Source organism: Methylobacterium sp. NMS14P (genome assembly GCF_028583545.1).
In the GTDB taxonomy this organism is placed as follows: Bacteria; Pseudomonadota; Alphaproteobacteria; order Rhizobiales; family Beijerinckiaceae; genus Methylobacterium.
The window spans coordinates 6,196,895-6,215,446 of the sequence record NZ_CP087106.1 but is presented as its reverse complement, the minus strand read 5'-3'; the positions used below and the strand labels follow the sequence as shown (position 1 = coordinate 6,215,446).

20 protein-coding genes and 1 tRNA gene are annotated in these 18,552 nt (G+C 69.7%); 6 read left to right on the top strand and 15 right to left on the bottom strand.

Annotated elements, in window-relative coordinates:
* Positions 1 to 58: 58 nt before the first annotated feature.
* Entirely contained in the window at positions 59 to 241 is a 183-nt protein-coding gene (locus tag LOK46_RS29585) for a CsbD family protein (protein WP_273564718.1), read from the bottom strand.
* A 273-nt stretch (positions 242 to 514) separates the two neighbouring features.
* Positions 515 to 1,975, bottom strand: coding sequence for a helix-turn-helix transcriptional regulator (locus LOK46_RS29580; RefSeq protein ID WP_273561842.1), 1,461 nt, complete (start codon positions 1,973 to 1,975; stop codon positions 515 to 517).
* A 213-nt stretch (positions 1,976 to 2,188) separates the two neighbouring features.
* Between LOK46_RS29580 and LOK46_RS29575 the strand changes: the two genes are divergently transcribed.
* A complete protein-coding gene (locus LOK46_RS29575; RefSeq protein WP_273561841.1) occupies positions 2,189 to 2,863 on the top strand; it encodes a sigma-70 family RNA polymerase sigma factor in 675 nt (224 codons plus the stop codon).
* A 70-nt stretch (positions 2,864 to 2,933) separates the two neighbouring features.
* On the opposite strand, the gene LOK46_RS29570 is transcribed toward LOK46_RS29575, so the two are convergent.
* Both LOK46_RS29570 and LOK46_RS29565 read right to left on the bottom strand, forming a co-directional pair.
* A complete protein-coding gene (locus LOK46_RS29570) occupies positions 2,934 to 3,431 on the bottom strand; it encodes a DUF6894 family protein (RefSeq protein ID WP_273561840.1) in 498 nt (165 codons plus the stop codon).
* Positions 3,432 to 4,348: 917 nt separating this feature from the next.
* Positions 4,349 to 4,546 (bottom strand): hypothetical protein, encoded by a 198-nt coding sequence (locus tag LOK46_RS29565; RefSeq protein ID WP_273561839.1) that lies wholly within the window; start codon positions 4,544 to 4,546, stop codon positions 4,349 to 4,351.
* A 341-nt stretch (positions 4,547 to 4,887) separates the two neighbouring features.
* Between LOK46_RS29565 and LOK46_RS29560 the strand changes: the two genes are divergently transcribed.
* Positions 4,888 to 5,028 (top strand): hypothetical protein, encoded by a 141-nt coding sequence (locus LOK46_RS29560; RefSeq protein WP_273561838.1) that lies wholly within the window; start codon positions 4,888 to 4,890, stop codon positions 5,026 to 5,028.
* Positions 5,029 to 5,326: 298 nt separating this feature from the next.
* Here the strand turns inward: LOK46_RS29560 and LOK46_RS29555 are convergent.
* Positions 5,327 to 5,402 (bottom strand) — tRNA-Glu (locus tag LOK46_RS29555).
* Positions 5,403 to 5,505: 103 nt separating this feature from the next.
* On the opposite strand from LOK46_RS29555, the gene LOK46_RS29550 reads away from it, so the two are divergent.
* Both LOK46_RS29550 and rpoH read left to right on the top strand, forming a co-directional pair.
* Positions 5,506 to 6,510 (top strand): RluA family pseudouridine synthase, encoded by a 1,005-nt coding sequence (locus LOK46_RS29550; protein ID WP_273561837.1) that lies wholly within the window; start codon positions 5,506 to 5,508, stop codon positions 6,508 to 6,510.
* Positions 6,511 to 6,747: 237 nt separating this feature from the next.
* Positions 6,748 to 7,641 carry an RNA polymerase sigma factor RpoH gene (rpoH, locus tag LOK46_RS29545; RefSeq protein ID WP_042672026.1) on the top strand — a complete coding sequence of 298 codons (894 nt, stop codon included), beginning with the start codon at positions 6,748 to 6,750 and terminating at the stop codon, positions 7,639 to 7,641.
* A gap of 81 nt (positions 7,642 to 7,722) precedes the next feature.
* Here the strand turns inward: rpoH and LOK46_RS29540 are convergent, their stop codons facing one another.
* The 9 genes from LOK46_RS29540 to hemB all read right to left on the bottom strand — a co-directional run bounded on the left by LOK46_RS29540 (position 7,723) and on the right by hemB (position 16,581).
* A complete protein-coding gene (locus LOK46_RS29540; protein WP_273561836.1) occupies positions 7,723 to 9,186 on the bottom strand; it encodes a histidine kinase in 1,464 nt (487 codons plus the stop codon).
* A 279-nt stretch (positions 9,187 to 9,465) separates the two neighbouring features.
* A complete protein-coding gene (locus tag LOK46_RS29535) occupies positions 9,466 to 10,758 on the bottom strand; it encodes an adenylosuccinate synthase (protein WP_273561835.1) in 1,293 nt (430 codons plus the stop codon).
* A 157-nt stretch (positions 10,759 to 10,915) separates the two neighbouring features.
* Complete coding sequence (locus LOK46_RS29530; protein ID WP_273561834.1) at positions 10,916 to 11,218, bottom strand: hypothetical protein; 303 nt, start codon at positions 11,216 to 11,218, stop codon at positions 10,916 to 10,918.
* 112 nt (positions 11,219 to 11,330) lie between these two features.
* The gene (locus tag LOK46_RS29525; protein WP_273561833.1) at positions 11,331 to 12,188 is read right to left on the bottom strand and encodes a D-amino-acid transaminase; all 858 of its coding nucleotides are present in this window, start codon (positions 12,186 to 12,188) and stop codon (positions 11,331 to 11,333) included.
* 79 nt (positions 12,189 to 12,267) lie between these two features.
* A complete protein-coding gene (gene purB / locus LOK46_RS29520; RefSeq protein ID WP_273561832.1) occupies positions 12,268 to 13,575 on the bottom strand; it encodes an adenylosuccinate lyase in 1,308 nt (435 codons plus the stop codon).
* A gap of 119 nt (positions 13,576 to 13,694) precedes the next feature.
* Positions 13,695 to 14,441 carry an arginyltransferase gene (locus LOK46_RS29515; protein ID WP_273561831.1) on the bottom strand — a complete coding sequence of 249 codons (747 nt, stop codon included), beginning with the start codon at positions 14,439 to 14,441 and terminating at the stop codon, positions 13,695 to 13,697.
* 124 nt (positions 14,442 to 14,565) lie between these two features.
* Positions 14,566 to 15,054, bottom strand: a complete 489-nt coding sequence (locus LOK46_RS29510) for an RDD family protein (RefSeq protein WP_273561830.1) — start codon at positions 15,052 to 15,054, stop codon at positions 14,566 to 14,568.
* A 103-nt stretch (positions 15,055 to 15,157) separates the two neighbouring features.
* Complete coding sequence (locus LOK46_RS29505) at positions 15,158 to 15,526, bottom strand: hypothetical protein (protein WP_273561829.1); 369 nt, start codon at positions 15,524 to 15,526, stop codon at positions 15,158 to 15,160.
* Positions 15,523 to 16,581, bottom strand: coding sequence for a porphobilinogen synthase (hemB, locus tag LOK46_RS29500; protein WP_273561828.1), 1,059 nt, complete (start codon positions 16,579 to 16,581; stop codon positions 15,523 to 15,525). Before hemB ends, LOK46_RS29505 begins: the two co-directional genes overlap by 4 nt.
* Positions 16,582 to 16,804: 223 nt before the next feature.
* Between hemB and LOK46_RS29495 the strand changes: the two genes are divergently transcribed.
* Entirely contained in the window at positions 16,805 to 17,263 is a 459-nt protein-coding gene (locus LOK46_RS29495) for a DUF6163 family protein (RefSeq protein WP_441008648.1), read from the top strand.
* Between the two features lie 160 nt (positions 17,264 to 17,423).
* Entirely contained in the window at positions 17,424 to 17,936 is a 513-nt protein-coding gene (ldtR, locus tag LOK46_RS29490; protein WP_024827984.1) for a transcriptional regulator LdtR, read from the top strand.
* A gap of 7 nt (positions 17,937 to 17,943) precedes the next feature.
* On the opposite strand, the gene LOK46_RS29485 is transcribed toward ldtR, so the two are convergent.
* Positions 17,944 to 18,510 carry an exopolysaccharide biosynthesis protein gene (locus tag LOK46_RS29485; protein ID WP_273564716.1) on the bottom strand — a complete coding sequence of 189 codons (567 nt, stop codon included), beginning with the start codon at positions 18,508 to 18,510 and terminating at the stop codon, positions 17,944 to 17,946.
* Between the last annotated feature and the right edge of the window lie 42 nt (positions 18,511 to 18,552).

Genomic DNA, 18,552 nt, shown 5'->3' with positions numbered 1-18,552 from the left:
CACCATGCCGGACGAGGGCACCAGGCGGCGCCGGGGTACCGGCGCTGCCGTGTCGGGATCAGTGCTTTCCGGTGATCTTGTCGGCGAGGTTCCTGGCGCCGTCCTCGACGTCGCCGACGGCCTTCTGCGCCTCGCCCTCGGCCACCAGCCGGTCGTTGCCCGTTGCCTTGCCGGCCGCCTGCTTGACGTTGCCCGCCGCCTCGTTGGCCAGGCCCTCGATCTTGTCGCCCGTTCTGCTCATCGCGTGCTCTCCCTTCTCGTGGGTCAGGATGTCCGGTCGGGCACCTCCGCCCGCCGGGCCGTTGGACGACTTGGACTTCGTTTCAATCTCGCTGCCGCGAGCGATCTGAACACCGCCGACCGAGGGGCTCCCGGCCAGCGTCGCATCTTCGATCGACGCCTCTCGCGCGGTCACCATCCGCCGACACTTCGGTCCGCCGGTGATCAGTACAGAGTCACAGATGATGAGCGTATCACGCGGGTCAATGGTCTTGAATTAACAGTACGATGAAACTCATGCACCGGGCCCTTGCAGTGGAAATCCGTTCTCGCGTCCCCAGACGACTGCCTCGCTGCGCTTGTGGATGCCGATCTTGCGGTAGAGCGCGGCGCCGTGATTGCGCACCGTGTTGCGCGACAGCCCGAGCTTGCGCGCGATCGCGTCGTCGCTGAGCCCCGAGCAGATCAGGTTGAGGATCTGGCGCTCGCGCACCGTCAGGTTCGGCGCCGCCGCGTCGCCCGCCTCCCGGCCGGGACGGCGCAGGTTCGCCAGCTTCTCGATCAGCCCGCGGCTGAACCACGACGTGTCGGCCATCACCGTCTCGATCGCGTCGAACAGCTCCCGCTCCGTGTGCTTGCGCTCGGTGATGTCCTGCAGGACCAGCAGAACGAAGGCCGTCTCGTTGATCTCGACCCGCTCGGCCGAGACCATGCAGTCGAGGCTCGCGCCGCTCTCGTGGCGCAGGCACACCTCGACGCCCAGCACGTAGCCCTGCCGCGCCAGCGCGGCCTCGACCTGCAGGCGCTGCGTGTCGGCGACCCACAGGCCGGCCTCCTCCAGCGAGCGGCCGACGACGCGGTCCTCGCCCAGGCCGAAGACCCGGCCGAACGCCTCGTTCACGCCCGTGACCTGACCGTCGTCGGCCCGCACCAGCACGGTCGGCACCGGCGTCATCCGGAACGCCTTGGCGAAGCGCTCCTCGCTCTGGCGCAGCGCGGCCTCGGCCTTCCGGCGCAGCTCCAGGTCGGCGAAGGTGAACAGCATGCACGGCTCGTCGCCCATCGCGATCGGCTGGCCGGCGACGATCACGAACCGGCTCCCGCCGTCGGGCAGGTCGAGGCAGGCCTCCATCTGCGGGATCGTGGCGCCCTCGTTGAGCCGCGCGACGGCGAGGTCGCGGTTGCGGGCGCCGGCCAGGACGTCGACCTCGTAGGCGCTGCGGCCGATCACGGCGTCGCGGGTGTAGCCGGTCATCTCCAGGAAGCCGTGGTTGACCTTGACGTGGCGCAGGTCGGACAGCCGCGTGATCACGGCCGGGGCCGGGTTGGCGTTGAAGGTGCGCTCGAACCGCTCCTCGGCCTCGAACTGGTCGGACACGTCCTTGAGGATCAGCGCGAGGCAGCTCGGATTGCCGTCGCGGTCGGTGGCCACCAGGCTGCGCAGCGAGTGGACGAAGTCCATGTCGGGCTTGTCGGCCCGCCGCACCTCGACCACGACGTCGTGGAAGCGCTCGCCCGCGATCACGCGCTCGATCGGGTACTGGTTTGGCGTGATGTGGTTGCGGTAGCGCAGGCAGAAGCGGTCGCGGTAGGCGTCGACGGTGGGGCCGAGCTCGTCGAGGCTCTCGGCGCCGTGCATCGCCAGGGCGGCCTCGTTGGCGTACGTGATGGTCTGGTCGGGCTCGACCAGGATCACGCCCTCGCTCAGGCCGGCGATGATCTGCCGGAGCTCATGCCTGTCGACCCCCGCCGTCACAGCTTCTGCCCCCCGTCACCCGCTCACTGCCCTGTCGGCAGCGGGGCACAAACGGGTTGCGCACAAGCCGGTTCCGCGCGATCCGCGATTTTCACTGGTATACCTGAACCATTGACGTCGTCGATATCAACCAGAGATAAGTCTGCGTCCCTCAAGCGAGATATCTTGCCCGTCGCGGTGATGTCTCCATCCCATCGAGCCCAGAGCTTCACCGTGAAGCCCGCAGACGAAGAGCGCGATCCGACCGGCACGTCCGATCCAGCCATTTCGCGTGTCCACGCGCAGATCGGCGAAAGGCTGCGGAAATACTATTCAGAAGTTGCACCAATCGAGATCGGCTCCCGGCTCGCCGACGTGCTGGACCGCCTGTCCGCGGCCCTGGATGCCGCCGAGGCCGGGCAGCAGGTGCCCGGTGCTTTCAAGGACGATCTGATCGCTCTGGTGCCACGCCTGCGCCGTTACGCCCTGTCGCTGACGTTCGACGGCGTCGAGGCCGACGATCTCGTGCAGTTCACGCTTCTCAAGGCGTGGGAGCATCGGCAGCGTTTCCAGCCCGGCACGCGCCTCGTCGCGTGGCTGTTCACGATCCTGCGCAACGGTTTCATCAACGGGCGGCGCAAGCGACGCCTCGAGATCCCGGATCCCGACGGGGTGCACGCCACCGCCCTCTCGGAACCGGCCGCCCAGGAACACAGCATGGGCTTGAAGGAGATCGAGGCCGCGATCGACCGGCTCGAACCAGCCTATCGCGAGGCACTGATCCTCGTGGCTGTGGACGGTCTTCCCTACGAGGTCGCCGCCAGCGTGATCGGGTGCCCCGCGGGCACGGTGAAGAGCCGGGTCAGTCGGGCCCGTGACCGTCTGCTTCACGAACTGGGTGAGCGCTGATCCGGGGGCGCATTCGCCGTCCGGCGCCGTATGCTGCCGGGACGAGGACGCGGTCAGATCGATCCCGTGATCAAGCGGATCGGCGATCGGACTGCGCCTGCACGGGCGTCCGTTCGATGGGCAGGCGCGCGACCGAGGCCCCTCTGGCATCGCGCACGACCAGCACCCAATCCTCCTCGTAACCGTCGTCGGCAAGCTCCTGCACCATGTCCCGGATCACGCTCCGGGCGTCGTCCAGCGCCTGATCGAGGCTCGTCGCCTCGATGCCGATCTCATCCTTGATGATCTCGCGATCGTGCTCGATATCGAAGTAGAGTCTCCGCGGCACGAGGCGTAGGTCTCGGCGACCGCCGCTGGTGAGACCGGCGATGTCGAAGATCTGCGCGGGATCCTGCGCGTTCCGGGACGTTGCGACCCTCAGGAGCGCGAGTCCGCCGCCCACCAGCACGGCGGTCGCGCTCGCGGCACAAGACGCCAGTATTACCGCGTAGAAACCGAAGTTTTCCCAGCCGAACGCAAGCACAGCCAATCCGCTGCACAAGGCAGCCAAGATGACAACCAGCGGCATCCCCCCAGCCCTCGATCGCGCGTCGTCTATCGCATATGGGGTATATGGCAATAACCCGTCACGCAAGAGCGGACAGCAACAGACTCACCCCACGAATTATTGATTGCGGCAAATCACTGACATAGCGAGCATTTCGCAGATATGATTAACAGCGTCGCCGCCTCGGGATATGCCGCAGCCGGAAGGTTCGAGCATCAGAAATAGAATCTATATGCAGGTCAATAATCGCCAGCGTGAGGAACTGATCCAACGCGGCTCCTATTCGTCGGAAGTCTCCGCTTCTGCACGCCCCTCACCGCATGCACCGGACGAGATAGGTACCTGATCTGCCGACCACCCTGCGGCACGTCGAGCCGCGCGAATGTCGCCTCTGAAGCCCAGCTTCAGGCTCGGCGTGTCGGTGCTGGGCTTCATGACAAAGGGACCGTGGTCGATCCTGCAGAGATCGCCCGCATAGGAAGCGTCAGCTTGCGATCAGCATCTATCGAATGCGTGGAAAGGATCTCTCCTCAGCCTATTTCAACAGCGACGCACTCGGCAGAACAGGGCGGCCCGTCGCAGGCCCCGACCGAGCCTCGCACGGTGCGGCACTGAGAGATCCGCCGGTGACAGCGATGAGCGAGCACTGCGTCGTCACGGAGGAGCGCAGGCACCGGTTCTACGACAACTCGCGGCTGGTCTGCGGATTCTAATTGGCCGCGTTCGTCGATCTTCTCCGGCGCCGACGGGAACGGCGTAAGTCGCCAGTCGCCGAGTCCCGAGATGACTGCCCGCATGAGCAACGCGTGCGTCCAGTCGGACCGCGAGGGCTGCCTCGGGACCGTCTACGTGCGCGCTCGCATGAAGGAGCGCTGGCGCTGATTGGCCGAGGAACGCGGCCCGAGCAGTTTCTGGAGAGCCGCGGCGGAGGCGATCGCCTACAGAAGGCTGCTCGACGCGCCACCCGTGAGCGAGCGGCTGGCCCGCGCGACCAGCTTCGCGAAGGCCAAAGCCGCCGCGGAGGCCTGCGTCCGGGATGGGAACGACCGGTCGGACTCGGCCACCGTCATCTCCGTCTCGTCGAGCAGCACCCAGGTCCACAGATGCTGTCCGGTGGCGTGGATCTTGAAGTGCATCGTGAGCTCGCGGGTTGAGGCATCGCGCCATCATGCCCGGCGAAAAGCCTCGCGGTGTTAATGGGTTGCGCCGCGCAACATCCTAGGTCGGGGAGACTGAGCCTCATCCCCGATATCCACGTTGACCACAGGCCGCGTAGCCTGCCGGCTGTCGATTTTTGTGCGCATGCCGTGCGACTGATCGGCAAGACGCCTCGCCTCAACGCATCTTTTGATGGGGACACCGACGGCGGATGTTGGTCGTTAGGCGCCGTTGTCGCCGACCGCAACCATGAGGCCCCAAGGCTCAGGGCGAGGAGCCTCCGTGCACGCGGTCGGCAGGAGATGCCGTCCGCACACTCATGGATCAGATCGCTCCCGTTCGCCTCAGCCGCACCCGCAGGAAGCCTCATCCGGCCCTCGTGGTGGCTTGGCTCGTCCTGGCCGTCGGGCTCTGGTTCGTCATCTACGCGGTGTCCGGCCGCGTCGTCTGGTTCTGGTAGGGCGGGACACCGACACCGTCTCGCAGATCGCCGGCGCGTACTCGGCCGGCTCGGAGCAGAGCCCGCATCCGCGGCCTGATCACCACCATCGCGCGACGTCGGCACGACGAGGGTCCGTGATGCCGCGAGGTCGCGATAGGGACTGCGCGATCTATCGACCGGTCACGTAAGTTCGGGGTCAGCCGGGAGACGACGCGCGCATCGCGGGTGCCGAGCACCCATGCGGCGTGCTGAGCACGTGGCCGACCCGCGATTTAGCAGAGAAGCAATGCGCAGCCCAAGAAGGCTGCCAGCGCGCTGGCGCTCCCAAGGGGAATCGAACCCCTGTTTTCGCCGTGAGAGGGCGACGTCCTAGACCGCTAGACGATGGGAGCTTTCCGGCGGCGCGGGGCTGCTATAGCCACCACCCGGCGGCGGAGCAAGTGCCTTTGTCAGGAAATCCGCCGCGGCGGGTCAGATCGGGAGCGAATAGGGGTCGTGGTGGATAACGCGCAGGACGAGCGGGCCGGAATCGTGGCCGAGGGAGGGGTGCGGCTCGACCGGGCACTGGTCGCCCTGTTCCCGGATCTGTCGCGGGCCCGGCTGCAGGACCTTATCCGCACCGGCCAGGTGCAGCGGGACGGCCTCCCGGCGCTCGACCCGGCCAGCAAGGTCGCCACCGGCGCGCACATCGTGCTCACGGTGCCCCCGGCCGCTCCGGCGGAGCCGATGGCCGAGGCCGCGGATCTGCCGATCGTCTACGAGGACGACGACCTGATCGTCATCGATAAGCCGGCCGGCCTCGTGGTCCATCCCGCCCCGGGTCACGAGAGCGGGACGCTGGTCAACGCCCTCATCGCCCATTGCGGAGCCAGCCTGTCGGGGATCGGCGGTGTGCGCCGGCCCGGCATCGTCCACCGCCTCGACAAGGACACGAGCGGGCTGATCGTCGTCGCCAAGAACGACACGGCCCACCAGGGCCTCACCGCCCAGTTCGCCGATCACGGCCGGTCCGGACCGCTGGAACGCGCCTACGCCGCCGTGGTCTGGGGCCTGCCCCAGCCGCGGGCCGGGACGATCCAGGCCCACCTCGCGCGGTCGCGCTTCCATCGGGAGAAGATCGCCGTCGTGTCGGACGCGAGCGGGCGCCACGCGGTGACCCACTACGCCGTGGCCGAGGCCTATCGCGAGGCGGCCCTCGTGCGGTGCCGGCTGGAGACGGGCCGCACCCATCAGATCCGCGTGCACCTCGCCCATCGCGGACATCCCCTGCTCGGGGACACGGTCTACGGCGGCGCCTTCCGGACCAAGGCGGCCCGCCTGACGCAGGACGCCCGCGCCGCCCTCACCGCACTCGGGCGCCAGGCGCTCCACGCGGAACTGCTCGGCTTCAGCCACCCGCGCACCGGCGCGACGCTGCGATTCGAGAGCCCGCTACCGCCCGATATGACCGCCCTGGTGCAAGCTCTCAGGGCCGAGGCGGACGGGGCGCCGCGCGGGTAACCGCCACGCCGCGGCGTGCGAAAGATCACCCCGTACCGCGTCAGATCGTGACATGGTACGACCAAAATCGCCGGTGGCGCGTTGTTGACGACGTGGGTGTCATCGACCGCGACCGGCTCCCCGGTGACCCGTACGAGATGGGGGGCCGGCAGGGTCGGCTCAAGAGCGGCCCGAGTGGACGGCACTGTTGTCCGTCGCGTCCGCCCGACAGGGGGACATTAGGTCCAGGAGAATGCCATGGCCGGTACGCTGCCCGTGCTCGCCAACGAAGGTGGCCTCTCGCGCTACCTCGACGAGATTCGCAAGTTCCCGATGCTGGAGCCGTCGGAGGAGTTCACGCTGGCGAAGGCCTGGCGGGACGCCGGTGACCGCGAGGCCGCGCACCGGCTCGTGACGTCGCATCTGCGCCTCGTGGCCAAGATCGCCATGGGCTACCGCGGCTACGGCCTGCCGATCGGCGAGGTCGTGTCGGAAGGCAATGTCGGCCTGATGCAGGCGGTCAAGCGCTTCGATCCCGACAAGGGCTTCCGGCTGGCCACCTACGCGATGTGGTGGATCAAGGCGGCGATCCAGGAATACATCCTGCGCTCGTGGTCCCTCGTGAAGATGGGCACGACCGCGAACCAGAAGAAGCTGTTCTTCAACCTGCGGAAGGCGAAGGGCAAGATCTCGGCCCTCGACGAGGGCGATCTCAAGCCCGATCAGGTGAAGCAGATCGCCACCCGTCTCGGCGTGCCCGAGCAGGACGTGATCGACATGAACCGGCGCCTGTCCGGCGACACCTCGCTCAACGCGCCCCTGCGCGAGGAGGGCGAGGGTGAGTGGCAGGACTGGCTCGTGGACAACAGTCCGAGCCAGGAGACCGTGCTGGCGCGGGAGCAGGAGGGCCAGAACCGCCTGTCCGCGCTCAAGGACGCGCTCGGCGTGCTGAACCCGCGCGAGCGCCGCATCTTCGAGGCCCGACGCCTCGCCGAGGACCCGATCACCCTGGAGGACCTCTCCGGCGAGTTCGGCGTCTCCCGCGAGCGCGTCCGGCAGATCGAGGTTCGCGCCTTCGAGAAGGTGCAGGAAGCGGTCAAGCGCAACATCGCCAGCCGCGAGTTGCCCCGGACCGGCATCGAGGCCCGCTGACCGGTCCGCCCGCCCGGCGCGCGTGACGCGCCGGGCGGGCCCAGTCGGATTAGAGCCCGGACGGCGACCGCAGCCGGGTGGTCACTGCCACGCGTCGAAGGCGTTCTGCATCACCTGGGCGCCGGCGGCGCCCTTCTCGAAGGTCAGCACCGCCCGGCGACCGGACGTGTAGCGCAGCGCGATGTCGAACCAGTTCCGGTGCAGGAGCAGGTCGGTGTTGCGCTCGACGTCGTTCTGCAGCGACGACAGGCCGATCAGGAACAGGTTGTCGCGGACGCGGACGGGCAACCCCGAGACCGGCGAGCCGCGGGCGCTCTGCTCGTCCTTGGCCTGGAGCAACCCGACATCCTGGACCGTTCTGGACGCGGCGTTGCCGCCGCTCTGGCTGAACGCCAAGCTGACCGTGTGGGACGCCGGCAGGGTCGCGTCGAGATTGCGCTGGATGGTCATCACCAGCGTCAGGCCGGCATCCGGGATGGTCACGGTGGCGACGACGGCGTTCTGGACCGGCTGCCCCTGATCCCCGTTCACGGTCTCGAGCCGCCACGTCACCCGCCCCGGCGTCACGGTTGGCTGACCGCCCTCGGCGCCCGTCGCCTCCTCGACCAGCTCCGCCCTCTGCGCGACGGCGACGCCGGCATCGGCGGGCGCGGGCGTGGCCGCCGCGCGCGGCGGCGCGCTGTTCTCGACGCGCGTCGGGGCCTTCGGTGCCGGTGCGGCGTCACCGCCGACCCGGTCGCCGAACTTGGTCTCGCCCTCCGGCTGCTGCGTATCCGCGGTCTCCGTGCCGCCCGACGGCAGGTTCTGCGGCCGGTCGCGCAGCAGGAAGGCCGCGACGGCGATCAGGCCGATCACCACCGCCAGGACACCGCCGACGAAGACGTTGCGCAGCACGCGGGACCGACCGGTCCGCGGCGGGACCACCTCGATCCGCGGCCGCTGACGACCGCCTGCGGCCTCGGCGTCCGGATCGTCGACCGCGGGCGCCTCCGCGGCGGACGTCTCGGCAACCGGCGGGGCCGCGTCGGGCGCGACGTGCGGCGGTATGCCCGGGCGAGGCGGCGCGAACGGGATCGGCGCCTCGCGCGGACTGGCGCCGGCCTCCCGATCGCCCTCGCCGCCCGCGACCGCGAAGGGCGGCTTCGCGGGCGGGAGGATGGGCGCCGGCATCGGTCCGGTCGCCGGATCGGGGGGAGACGGTTCCGGGATCTCCGGCTCCGTGACCGCGGGCACGATCGGCTCGGGCGCGACGGGCTCCGGAACGGCCGGAGCCGGCATTGGAACCGGAGCGGCCTTCTCGGGCGCCTGAGCGGCATCGTTGGCAGGCGCCGGGAGCCCGCCGTGATCGACCTCGAGCCGCTCGATCGCGACGTCGAGCGCCCGGCGCTCGAGATCGATGTCGGCCTCCGACAGCGGCGGATCGAGGGAGCGCAGCTGGCTGATCAGGGCGTTGCGCGCGCGGTCGTAGACCGCCTTGCGCAGGGCGGGCGTTCGGTCCGGCAGCGCGTCGAGCGCGCGGGCCAGAAGCGGGTAGTAATCGGCCATGATACTCTGGTCCGCCCCTTCGGCCGCCGTCCGGCAACGCCGGTCGGAGGCCGGGGACCGAGGTCCGCGCCCGCCCGACAGGTCCGGTCGCGGCCGTCGGCCGGTTTGTCGTATCCCACCGCGCGGATCAGGGCCCGCGCGCCGGTTGCCTTCGAGACGGCGGCCGGATCGCGAGACGGGCCGCTCAGCCGCCGTCCCGTTCTAGATCAAGCCCGCGCGGGCTGGATACAGGCAGGGCCGCCGAAAACACGCGTCGTCAACGGGATAGCGCGCGAAGGGTCAATCCTCGAACGGGTTGTGCATGAGGATCGTGTCGTCGCGCTCGGGCGAGGTCGACAGCAGCGCCACCGGCGCCCCGATCAGCTCCTCGATCCGGCGGACATACTTGATCGCCTGCGCGGGCAGATCCGCCCAGGACCGGGCCCCCGCGGTCGTCTCAGACCAGCCCGGGATCACCTCGTAGACCGGCTCGATCCGGGCCTGGGCCGCCTGGCTCGCCGGCAGATGGTCGATCGGCTGGCCGTCCAGCATGTAGCCGGTGCAGACGCGGATCTCCTCGAAGCCGTCGAGGATGTCGAGCTTGGTCAGCGCGATGCCGTGGATGCCGGAGGTCCGGACCGTCTGGCGCACCAGCACGGCGTCGAACCAGCCGCAGCGGCGCTTGCGCCCGGTGTTGACGCCGAACTCGCGCCCGCGGCTGCCGATGGTCTCGCCGATCTCGTCGAACAGTTCGGTAGGGAACGGGCCCTCGCCGACGCGGGTCGTGTACGCCTTGGCGATGCCCAGCACGTAGCCGATCGCCCCCGGGCCGAGGCCCGAGCCCGTCGCCGCCTGCGCGGCCACGATGTTGGAGGAGGTCACGAACGGGTAGGTGCCGTGATCGACGTCGAGCAGCGCCCCCTGCGCGCCCTCGAACAGGATGCGCTTGCCGGCCCGGCGCTCCTCGTCGAGCAGCGACCACACGGTGTCCGCGAACGGCAGGATCTTCGGCGCGATCGCCTTCAGCTCGGTCAGCAGCGCCTCGGCGTTCACCTCGTCGATCCCGAGGCCGCGCCGCAGGGCGTTGTGGTGGGTCAGCACGCGCTCGATCTTGGCGGGCAGCGCGTCGGGGTCGGCGAGGTCGACGACCCGGATCGCCCGGCGGCCGACCTTGTCCTCGTAGGCCGGCCCGATGCCGCGCTTGGTCGTGCCGATCTTCAGGCCGGCATTGGCGGTCTCGCGGAAATGATCCAGCTCGCGGTGGAGCGGCAGGATCAGCGTCGCGTTGTCGGCGACCCGCAGGGAGGACGGCGAGACGTCCACGCCCTGCGCCTTGATCCGCTCGATCTCGTCGATCAGGTGCCAGGGATCGACCACGACACCGTTGCCGATGACAGAGAGCTTGCCGCCGCGGACCACGCCCGACGGCAGCAGCGCCAGCTTGTAGGTCACGCCGTCGATGACGAGCGTGTGGCCGGCATTATGCCCGCCCTGGAATCGGACCACGATGTCGGCCTGCTCGGAGAGCCAGTCGACGATCTTGCCCTTGCCCTCGTCGCCCCACTGGGCGCCCACAACGACGACGTTGGCCATGCCTGCCTGCTTACCCGCGACGGAAACCGGGACGGCGCCGCCCACGGGTGCAGGCGGCGTACGTCCTGAGCCGTTTCCGCGATCCGGGCAGCGAAATCAAGCAAGGGGCCGCATGATCGGACCGCATGGCGGTCCGCCGGGCCCCGTCGCGACCGGTTTACTTGGCCTCGGTGCCGGGCTCCCGACCGGGCAGTTCGTGGGGCTTGATGACCGGCATGGAGCCGGATTGATCGGGCTTCACCACCGTGCCGGTCGTGCCGGAATCCGGCGGCTTGATCACGCCGTCGTTCTTCTGGAGCTTGTCGCTGAGCGACTGGTCCTGCGGCGGCGCGTCCGCGTCGGGGCGCACGCGCTCGGGCGGCGTCGGGGCGGGGCCGGTCGTCTGGGCGCGAGCGGGCACAGTCGCGACAGTGGCCGCCAGGGTCGTCGCGAGGGCGGCGAGCAGGGTCTTCTTCGGCACGAGGGCCTCCCCGGTTCGAGACACGAATTCGGGGAGGAACAGTCGGAGACGGGATCCGTTCCTGTCCGCGGTCGGGTCCGATGTCCCGTCCTGTGGACGGGATTCGGGGGCCTCAACCCTGGCGGGCGGCCTCGATGTAGAGCTCGCGCAGGCGCCGGGTGAGCGCGCCCGGCCGTCCCTCGCCGATCGCGCGACCGTCGATCTCGACGACCGGCATCACGAAGGCGGAGGCGCTGGTGTAGAAGGCCTCCTGCGCCGCGTAGACCTCGTCCACCGGGATCAGCCGCTCCTCGATCCGCAGGTCGGCCTCCTGCGCGAGGCGCAGCACCGAGGCCCGGGTGATGCCCGGCAGGAGCGCCGTGGAGAGCGGCCGGGTCACGAGCACGCGGTCGCGGCCGATGATGAACGCGGTCGAGGAGGAGCCCTCGGTGACCGCGCCATCCTCGACCATCCAGGCCTCGGCGACGCCGGCCTCGGCCGCCTGCTGCTTGGCGAGCACCTGCGCCAGCAGGGCCACCGACTTGATGTCCCGGCGCTTCCAGCGCAGGTCCTCGACGGTGATCACCCGGGCGCCGCTCTCGGCGAGCGGGTTGGCGAGCACGGTCTTGGCCTGCGTGAACATCACCACGGTGGGCTCGGTGCCGGCCTTCGGGAAGGCGAAGTCGCGCTCGGCCACCCCGCGGGTCACCTGCATGTAGACGAGCCCCTCGGCGACGCCGTTGCGGGCCACGAGCTCGGTCTGCAGGCGCTCCCAGCCCGCCGCGTCGTGGGGGTTGCGGATGCCGATCTCGCCCAGCGAGCGGTCGAGGCGCGCGAGGTGCGCGGCGTTGTCGACGAGCTTGCCGTCGATGATCGCCGAGACCTCGTAGATGCCGTCGGCGAACAGGAAGCCGCGGTCCATGATCGGCACGCGCGCCTCCTCGTAGGGGAGGAACTGGCCGTTGAGGTAGACGGTGCGGGGAGCGGTCACGGGGAGCTGTCCTGTGTTCGGCGCGGGCCCGGGAACGCGGGCCCGCGCGCGCGGGTCGAAGCAGGAATCGTGCGGGATCTCAGCGGTCGCCGAAGACCCGCGCGAAGATCGTGTCCACGTGCTTGAAGTGGTAGCCGAGATCGAAGCACGCCTCGATCTGCTCGGCCGGGAGCGCCGCGGCGACCTCCGGGTCCGCCTTGAGCAGCGCCAGGAAATCGCCCTCGCCGCGCCAGACCGGCATCGCGTTGCGCTGGACCAGCCGGTAGGAATCCTCGCGGGAGACCCCGGCCTGGGTCAGCGCCAGCAGGACGCGCTGCGAGTGGATCAGGCCGCCGAGCCGGTCGAGATTCTTCTGCATGTTGGCCGGGTAGACCAGCAGCTTCTCCATCACCCCAGTCATCCGGGCGAGGGCGAAGTCGAGGGTGACGGTCGCGTCGGGGCCGATCATCCGCTCCACCGACGAGTGGGAGATGTCGCGCTCGTGCCAGAGCGCGACATTCTCCAGCGCCGGGGTGACGTAGCCGCGCACCATCCGGGCGAGGCCCGTGATGTTCTCGGTGAGGACCGGGTTGCGCTTGTGCGGCATCGCCGAGGAGCCCTTCTGACCCTCGGAGAAGAACTCCTCCGCCTCGAGGACCTCGGTGCGCTGGAGGTGCCGGATCTCGATCGCCAGCCGCTCCAGCGACGAGGCGACGACGCCGAGGGTCGCGAAGAACATCGCGTGCCGGTCGCGCGGGATCACCTGGGTCGAGACCGGCTCGGCGGTCAGGCCCATCTTCTCGGCGACGTACTGCTCGACCCGCGGGTCGATGTTGGCGAAGGTGCCGACAGCGCCCGAGATCGCGCAGGTGGCGACCTCCTCGCGGGCCGCCACGAGGCGGCGGCGGTTGCGCTCGAACTCGGCGTAGGCCTGGGCGAGCTTCAGACCGAAGGTCACCGGTTCGGCGTGGATGCCGTGCGATCGGCCGATGGTCGGCGTCATCTTGTGCTCGACGGCCCGCGTCTTCAGGGCGGCGAGCAGCGAGTCGACGTCGGCGATCAGGATGTCGGCGGCGCGCACCAGCTGCACGTTGAGGCAGGTGTCGAGCACGTCCGAGGACGTCATGCCCTGGTGGACGAAGCGGGCCTCGGGCCCGACGATCTCGGCGAGGTGGGTCAGGAAGGCGATGACGTCGTGCTTCGTCACCGCCTCGATCGCGTCGATGCGGGCGACGTCGAAGACCGCGTCCTTGCCCTTGGTCCAGATCGTCTCGGCGGCCTCCTTGGGGACGACGCCGATCTCGGCGAGCGCCGTGGTGGCGTGGGCCTCGATCTCGAACCAGATCCGGAAGCGGCTCTCGGGCGACCAGATCGCCGTCATCGCGGGGCGGCTGTAGCGGGGGATCATGGGGGCCTCGGCACGGTCCGGATTGCGTGCGTGGCCGGTAGCATGCGCCGGGCCGGCCGCTCAATGCGCATCGGGCATGCCGGGACGGCAACCAGTGTGAAACAAGCGCCGCGGCGGGCTCAGTCGATCCGCACCCAGCCCTGGCCCATCAGCCGTTCCTGCGGGCGGAAGCGGGACTTGTAGTCCATCTTGCGCGAGCCCTCGACCCAGTAGCCGAGATAGAGATACGGCAGGCCGAGCCGGCGGGCCCGGCGGATATGGTCGAGGATCATGAAGGTCCCGGGCGAGCGCGCGGCCTCCGCGGGATCGTAGAACGAGTAGACCATCGACAGGCCGTCGGAGAGGACGTCCGTCAGGCAGAAGGCGAGCGGCGGCCCGGAGCCGCGGCCGGTGATCGCCGTGTCCGGCCCGTGCCGGCGATACGACACGAGGTGCGTGTCGACGTGGCTGTCCTCGACCATCATGGCGTAGTCGAGCACGGTCATGTCGACCATGCCGCCGTCGCCGTGCCGGGCGTCGAGGTAGCGGCGGAACAGGGCGTACTGCTCGGAGGCCGGCCGGTTCGGCTCCGGCGTGCCGACCCAGTCGGCGCCGCGCGCCAGGATGCGCCGCTGGCTGGCGCTCGGCTCGAACTCGTCGACCACGACGCGGACCGAGACGCAGGCCCGGCACGTCTCGCAGGCCGGCCGGTACGCGATGGTCTGCGAGCGGCGGAAGCCGCCCTGCGTCAGGATCTCGTTCAGGTCGCGGGCGCGCCGTCCGACCAAGTGGGTGAAGACCTTCCGCTCCTCCTGCCCCGGCAGATACGGGCACGGCGAGGGGGCGGTGAGGTAGAATTGCGGTGTGTCGCGCGGATGGCTGGTCACGCTTCTCACAGACCCTGCGCCGGGTACATCCTCTCGGCGCCGGCGTGCCAGTGTACAGGCGACCGGCCGGGGCTCAATGGCCCGGCCGGTCGCACCGTGAGATTTTCATCAGCGGAATCGCGGCTCAGCGCGCGTGGACGACGGCGAGGCCCAGGAGCAGGTCGTGCCCGAGGCGGCGGTCGGAGCGCATGAGCCCGAACGCGATGTCGACGCACCAGAGCAGGAAGGTCGAGATCGCCACGTAGAACAGCAGCGCGTGGACGGCGGCCGTGATGACGTCGACCCGGGCGCCGCTCTCGGGCGCGACGGTCCGCAGGCCCATCATCCGCTGGCCGATGGTGCTCTGCTTCGGCCCGCCCACCGTGATCGCGCTGTAGATGATCCCGCTCGCCGGCAGGACCGCGAACAGGGTCCAGCCGAGGCCGAACGTGACCACGCCGACGACGGTGATCACCAGGGTCAGCAGGGCCGTGAAGCCGAAGATGAACAGGATGTCGAGGAGATAGGCGACCGTCCGGCCGCCGAGGCTCGCCCGCACGAACGGGATCGGCAGCGCGGTTGCGTAGCCGGGCGCTTCGAAGCGCTGCGCGTATCCGGGTTGAGGGTTCTGCATGGTGTCGCGTCCTGCAAGCGAGGCTGCGGACGTGAAGGTGGGTGCGCATCCCGAAGGCCGCAAGGGGATCTTCGGGGGGATGCGGGTCGGAAGGCGCGCGCGCTCAGCGCCCGGCCGGGTCGTCGGCCGCGGCGTCGGGCGTGTCGAGGTAGAAGCGCTTGAGCATGTAGAGCGACGGGCCCGACAGGGTGCTGGCCTCGGTGGCGAGGGCGACCAGGGTGGTGCCGGCATCGAAGCGGCAGGTCAGCCAGTGCTGCCGGTTCCCGTCGGCGTAGTCGACCCGCACCGAGTTCGCCGACGGCCCCGGCGCCGCGCGCAGGAGCCGGATGCCGTCCTGCGGCGCGACCGCCGGGAGCGCCCGGCGGCATGTGGCGACGCGATCCCGCAGCAGGGTGTCCTGGCAGGCCACGAGTCCGCCGAAGAAGCCGACCACGACCGCGGCCCCGAGGAGCCAGCGGTGGCTGCGTTTCACGGTTGGTTGCGCAGGCGCTCCGCGACCCGCGGCGCGTGGTAGGTGAGGACGCCGTCCGCCCCGGCCCGCTTGAAGGCGAGGAGCGCCTCGACCATCGCGCGGTCGCCGTCGAGCCAGCCGTTGCGGGCGGCCGCCTCGATCATCGCGTACTCGCCCGACACCTGGTATGCGAAGGTCGGGACCTGGAACTCGTCCCGCACCCGGCGGATAATGTCGAGGTAGGGCAGGCCCGGCTTCACCATCACCGAGTCCGCGCCCTCGTCGAGGTCGAGGCGGACCTCGCGCAGGGCCTCGGCGGAGTTGCCGGGATCCATCTGATAGGTGCGCTTGTCGCCCACGAGGGCTGCCTTGGTGCCGATCGCGTCGCGGAACGGGCCGTAGAAGGCGCTGGCGTACTTCGCCGCGTAAGCCATGATCTGCACGTCGAGGAAGCCGGCCTTGTCGAGGCCGGCGCGGATCGCGCCGACGCGCCCGTCCATCATGTCGGACGGGGCGATGATGTCGGTTCCGGCCTCGGCCTGGATCAGGCTCTGCTCGACGAGGACCGCCACGGTCTCGTCGTTGAGGATCGCGCCGCCCTTCATCAGGCCGTCGTGACCGTGGCTCGTGTAGGGATCGAGGGCCACGTCGGTCATGATCCCGATCTCGGGCACGGCCCGCTTCACGGCGCGGACCGCCCGGCAAACCAGGTTGTTGGCGTTCAGCGCCTCGGAGCCGGTCGGGTCGCGCAGCGACACTTCCGTGTAGGGGAAGAACGACACCGCCGGGATGCCGAGCTTCGCGGCGCGCTCCGCGTCGCGGACGATCTCGTCCACCGAGAGGCGCTCGACGCCCGGCATCGAGGCGACCGGCTCGCGGCGGCCCTCGCCGTCGATCACGAACATCGGCCAGATCAGGTCGTCGACCGTCAGGGTGTGCTCGCGGACGAGGCGGCGCGACCAGTCGGCCTTCCGGTTCCGGCGCGGGCGCTGGGTGATCTTCAGACCCTCCACGCGGGCGCCCTCGCGGGCGGCCTCCACGGCGAGAGGGCGCGGCTCTGGCAGGGTGTCTGACATGCGGCTTCGCTACCGTTCGCGCGGACCACGCCGCGGATCGCGCGGCGCCCGTGCGCCGGAGGCGTTCGACTACCACACCGAACTGGCGCGACGAAACCCGACCGTTGACGCAGGACGGCGGAACCGCTTCAACCCGGCGACCCCGTCCGATCGATCAGGATCCCGGCCCTTCCCGCATGAACCGCCGCAAGAACCGGCCCCTCACCCCCGCGAGCCCCCGATAGTGCCCGGCTACCTTCCGATCCGGCGCAAGACGCCGAGGCCGGGCGGCATCCCCAGCGACCGCATCGAGCGCGTCCAGGGACCGACGCCCGGCACGTGGGACACGGTGCTGATCTGGTTCATGCGGCTCACGGCGCTCGTCTGGCTGCTGAAGAGCGTCTTCGCCTGGGCGACGATCCTCGACGTGCTACCGGGCGTCCGCCCCTTCGAGGCCGAGCCCTTCGGCCGCCAGTCCGCGATCGTGTACTTCGCGGTGATCGACGCGGCGGCGGCGATCGGATTGTGGCTCACGAGCGCCTGGGGCGGCGTGATCTGGTTGCTCGCCGTCACGTCGGCGATGACGCTCGCGGTCCTGACACCGCAACTCTTGCCGTTATCGGTGCCGCTTCTCGTATTCGGGGGCTGTGTTGTGACGCTGTACTTCCTGCTGTCCTGGCTGGCCGCGCAGGAAGCACGGTGAACGAACCGTTCTTATCTTCATTCAGTTTGTCTTTACCGCGAAGAGTAAATCGCGAATTCATCCTGTCGCTTAAATCGCCTTTCATTCCCGGGCTCTAGCTTAGCCATCATCAACGGCGCCGCATCGAACGGGTGCCGGATCATCGGATGGCGAGGCAGAGATGAAGACCCAGAACGCCCGTGTCGCGCAGATCGAGGCTCCCGAGGAGGCCGCCTCCGCGAAGGGCTCGTACCTCGAGGCGCTCCACCTCGTGGAGCGGCTGCACCGCCGGCTCCTCGACGTGATCAAGGACGAGTTCGAGCGCCGCGGCCGCGAGGACGTCAACAGCGTCCAGGCGCTGCTCCTCTACAACATCGGCGACAAGGAGCTGACCGCGAGCGAGCTGCGGACCAAGGGCTACTACCTGGGCTCCAACGTCTCGTACAACGTGAAGAAGCTGGTCGAGGCCGGCTACCTCCACCACGCCCGCTCGAAGACCGACCGGCGCTCCGTCCGGATCAGCCTGACCGACAAGGGCCGCCAGGTCCACGAGATCATCCAGGGGCTCTACGACAAGCATGCCCGGACGATCACGCCGATCGGCGGGATCTCGGAGGAGGACTTCAACCGCCTGAACCAGGCCCTCACCCGCCTGGAGCGCTTCTGGACCGACCAGATCCGCTACCGCCTCTGAGGCGCCCTCAGAGGTTCAACAGGCCGACGATCCCGGCGATGACCGCGTAGGCGAAGCCGGCGTTGATGACGACGCCGAACATCCCGATCACGAGGCCGCCCAAGACGACGAGACCGTCGCGCTCGACGAGACCGAGCCCGACCAGGCAGACCGCGAGACCGAGCGGGATCTGCCCGACGATGGGCGCGGCCACGATCAGTGCCAGCGCCAGGGCGAGCAGGACGATCCCCATGCCGCGCATGCCGAGCGCGGTCTCGAACACGCTGACGCGGGGGCGCGACCAGCGCTCCAGACGGCGCAGGATCGGCACCGCGCGGGTGACGGCGCGCCGGACATCCGTCAGGGCGATCGAGCGGCCGAGGAGCATCCGCGGCAGCCACGGCGCCGACATCCCGGCGGCGATCTGGATCGCCACGAGGAGCAGGAGCAGGCCGCAGATCAGCGGGATCGGCGGTGGCATGGGCAGGCAGTTCGGTAGCCCGAGCAGGACCACGAGCAGCGCGAAGGCACGGTCCCGCAGGACCGCGACGATGTCGCCCACGGTGAGGCGCTCGCCCTCCTGGCTCGCCAGCACGGTGAGGACGTCCGACGTTCGTGCACCGGAGGTCAAGGATCT

Coding starts and splice junctions, on each gene's coding strand:
- LOK46_RS29570 (WP_273561840.1), bottom strand. CDS start 3,431: ATGCCGCTGGTTGTCATCTTGGCTGCCTTGTGCAGCGGATTGGCTGTG.
- LOK46_RS29510 (WP_273561830.1), bottom strand. CDS start 15,054: ATGCAGAACCCTCAACCCGGATACGCGCAGCGCTTCGAAGCGCCCGGC.
- purB (WP_273561832.1), bottom strand. CDS start 13,575: ATGATCCCCCGCTACAGCCGCCCCGCGATGACGGCGATCTGGTCGCCC.
- LOK46_RS29540 (WP_273561836.1), bottom strand. CDS start 9,186: ATGGCCGATTACTACCCGCTTCTGGCCCGCGCGCTCGACGCGCTGCCG.
- ldtR (WP_024827984.1), top strand. CDS start 17,424: ATGAAGACCCAGAACGCCCGTGTCGCGCAGATCGAGGCTCCCGAGGAG.
- LOK46_RS29565 (WP_273561839.1), bottom strand. CDS start 4,546: ATGCACTTCAAGATCCACGCCACCGGACAGCATCTGTGGACCTGGGTG.
- LOK46_RS29585 (WP_273564718.1), bottom strand. CDS start 241: ATGAGCAGAACGGGCGACAAGATCGAGGGCCTGGCCAACGAGGCGGCG.
- LOK46_RS29535 (WP_273561835.1), bottom strand. CDS start 10,758: ATGGCCAACGTCGTCGTTGTGGGCGCCCAGTGGGGCGACGAGGGCAAG.
- rpoH (WP_042672026.1), top strand. CDS start 6,748: ATGGCCGGTACGCTGCCCGTGCTCGCCAACGAAGGTGGCCTCTCGCGC.
- LOK46_RS29560 (WP_273561838.1), top strand. CDS start 4,888: ATGGATCAGATCGCTCCCGTTCGCCTCAGCCGCACCCGCAGGAAGCCT.
- hemB (WP_273561828.1), bottom strand. CDS start 16,581: ATGTCAGACACCCTGCCAGAGCCGCGCCCTCTCGCCGTGGAGGCCGCC.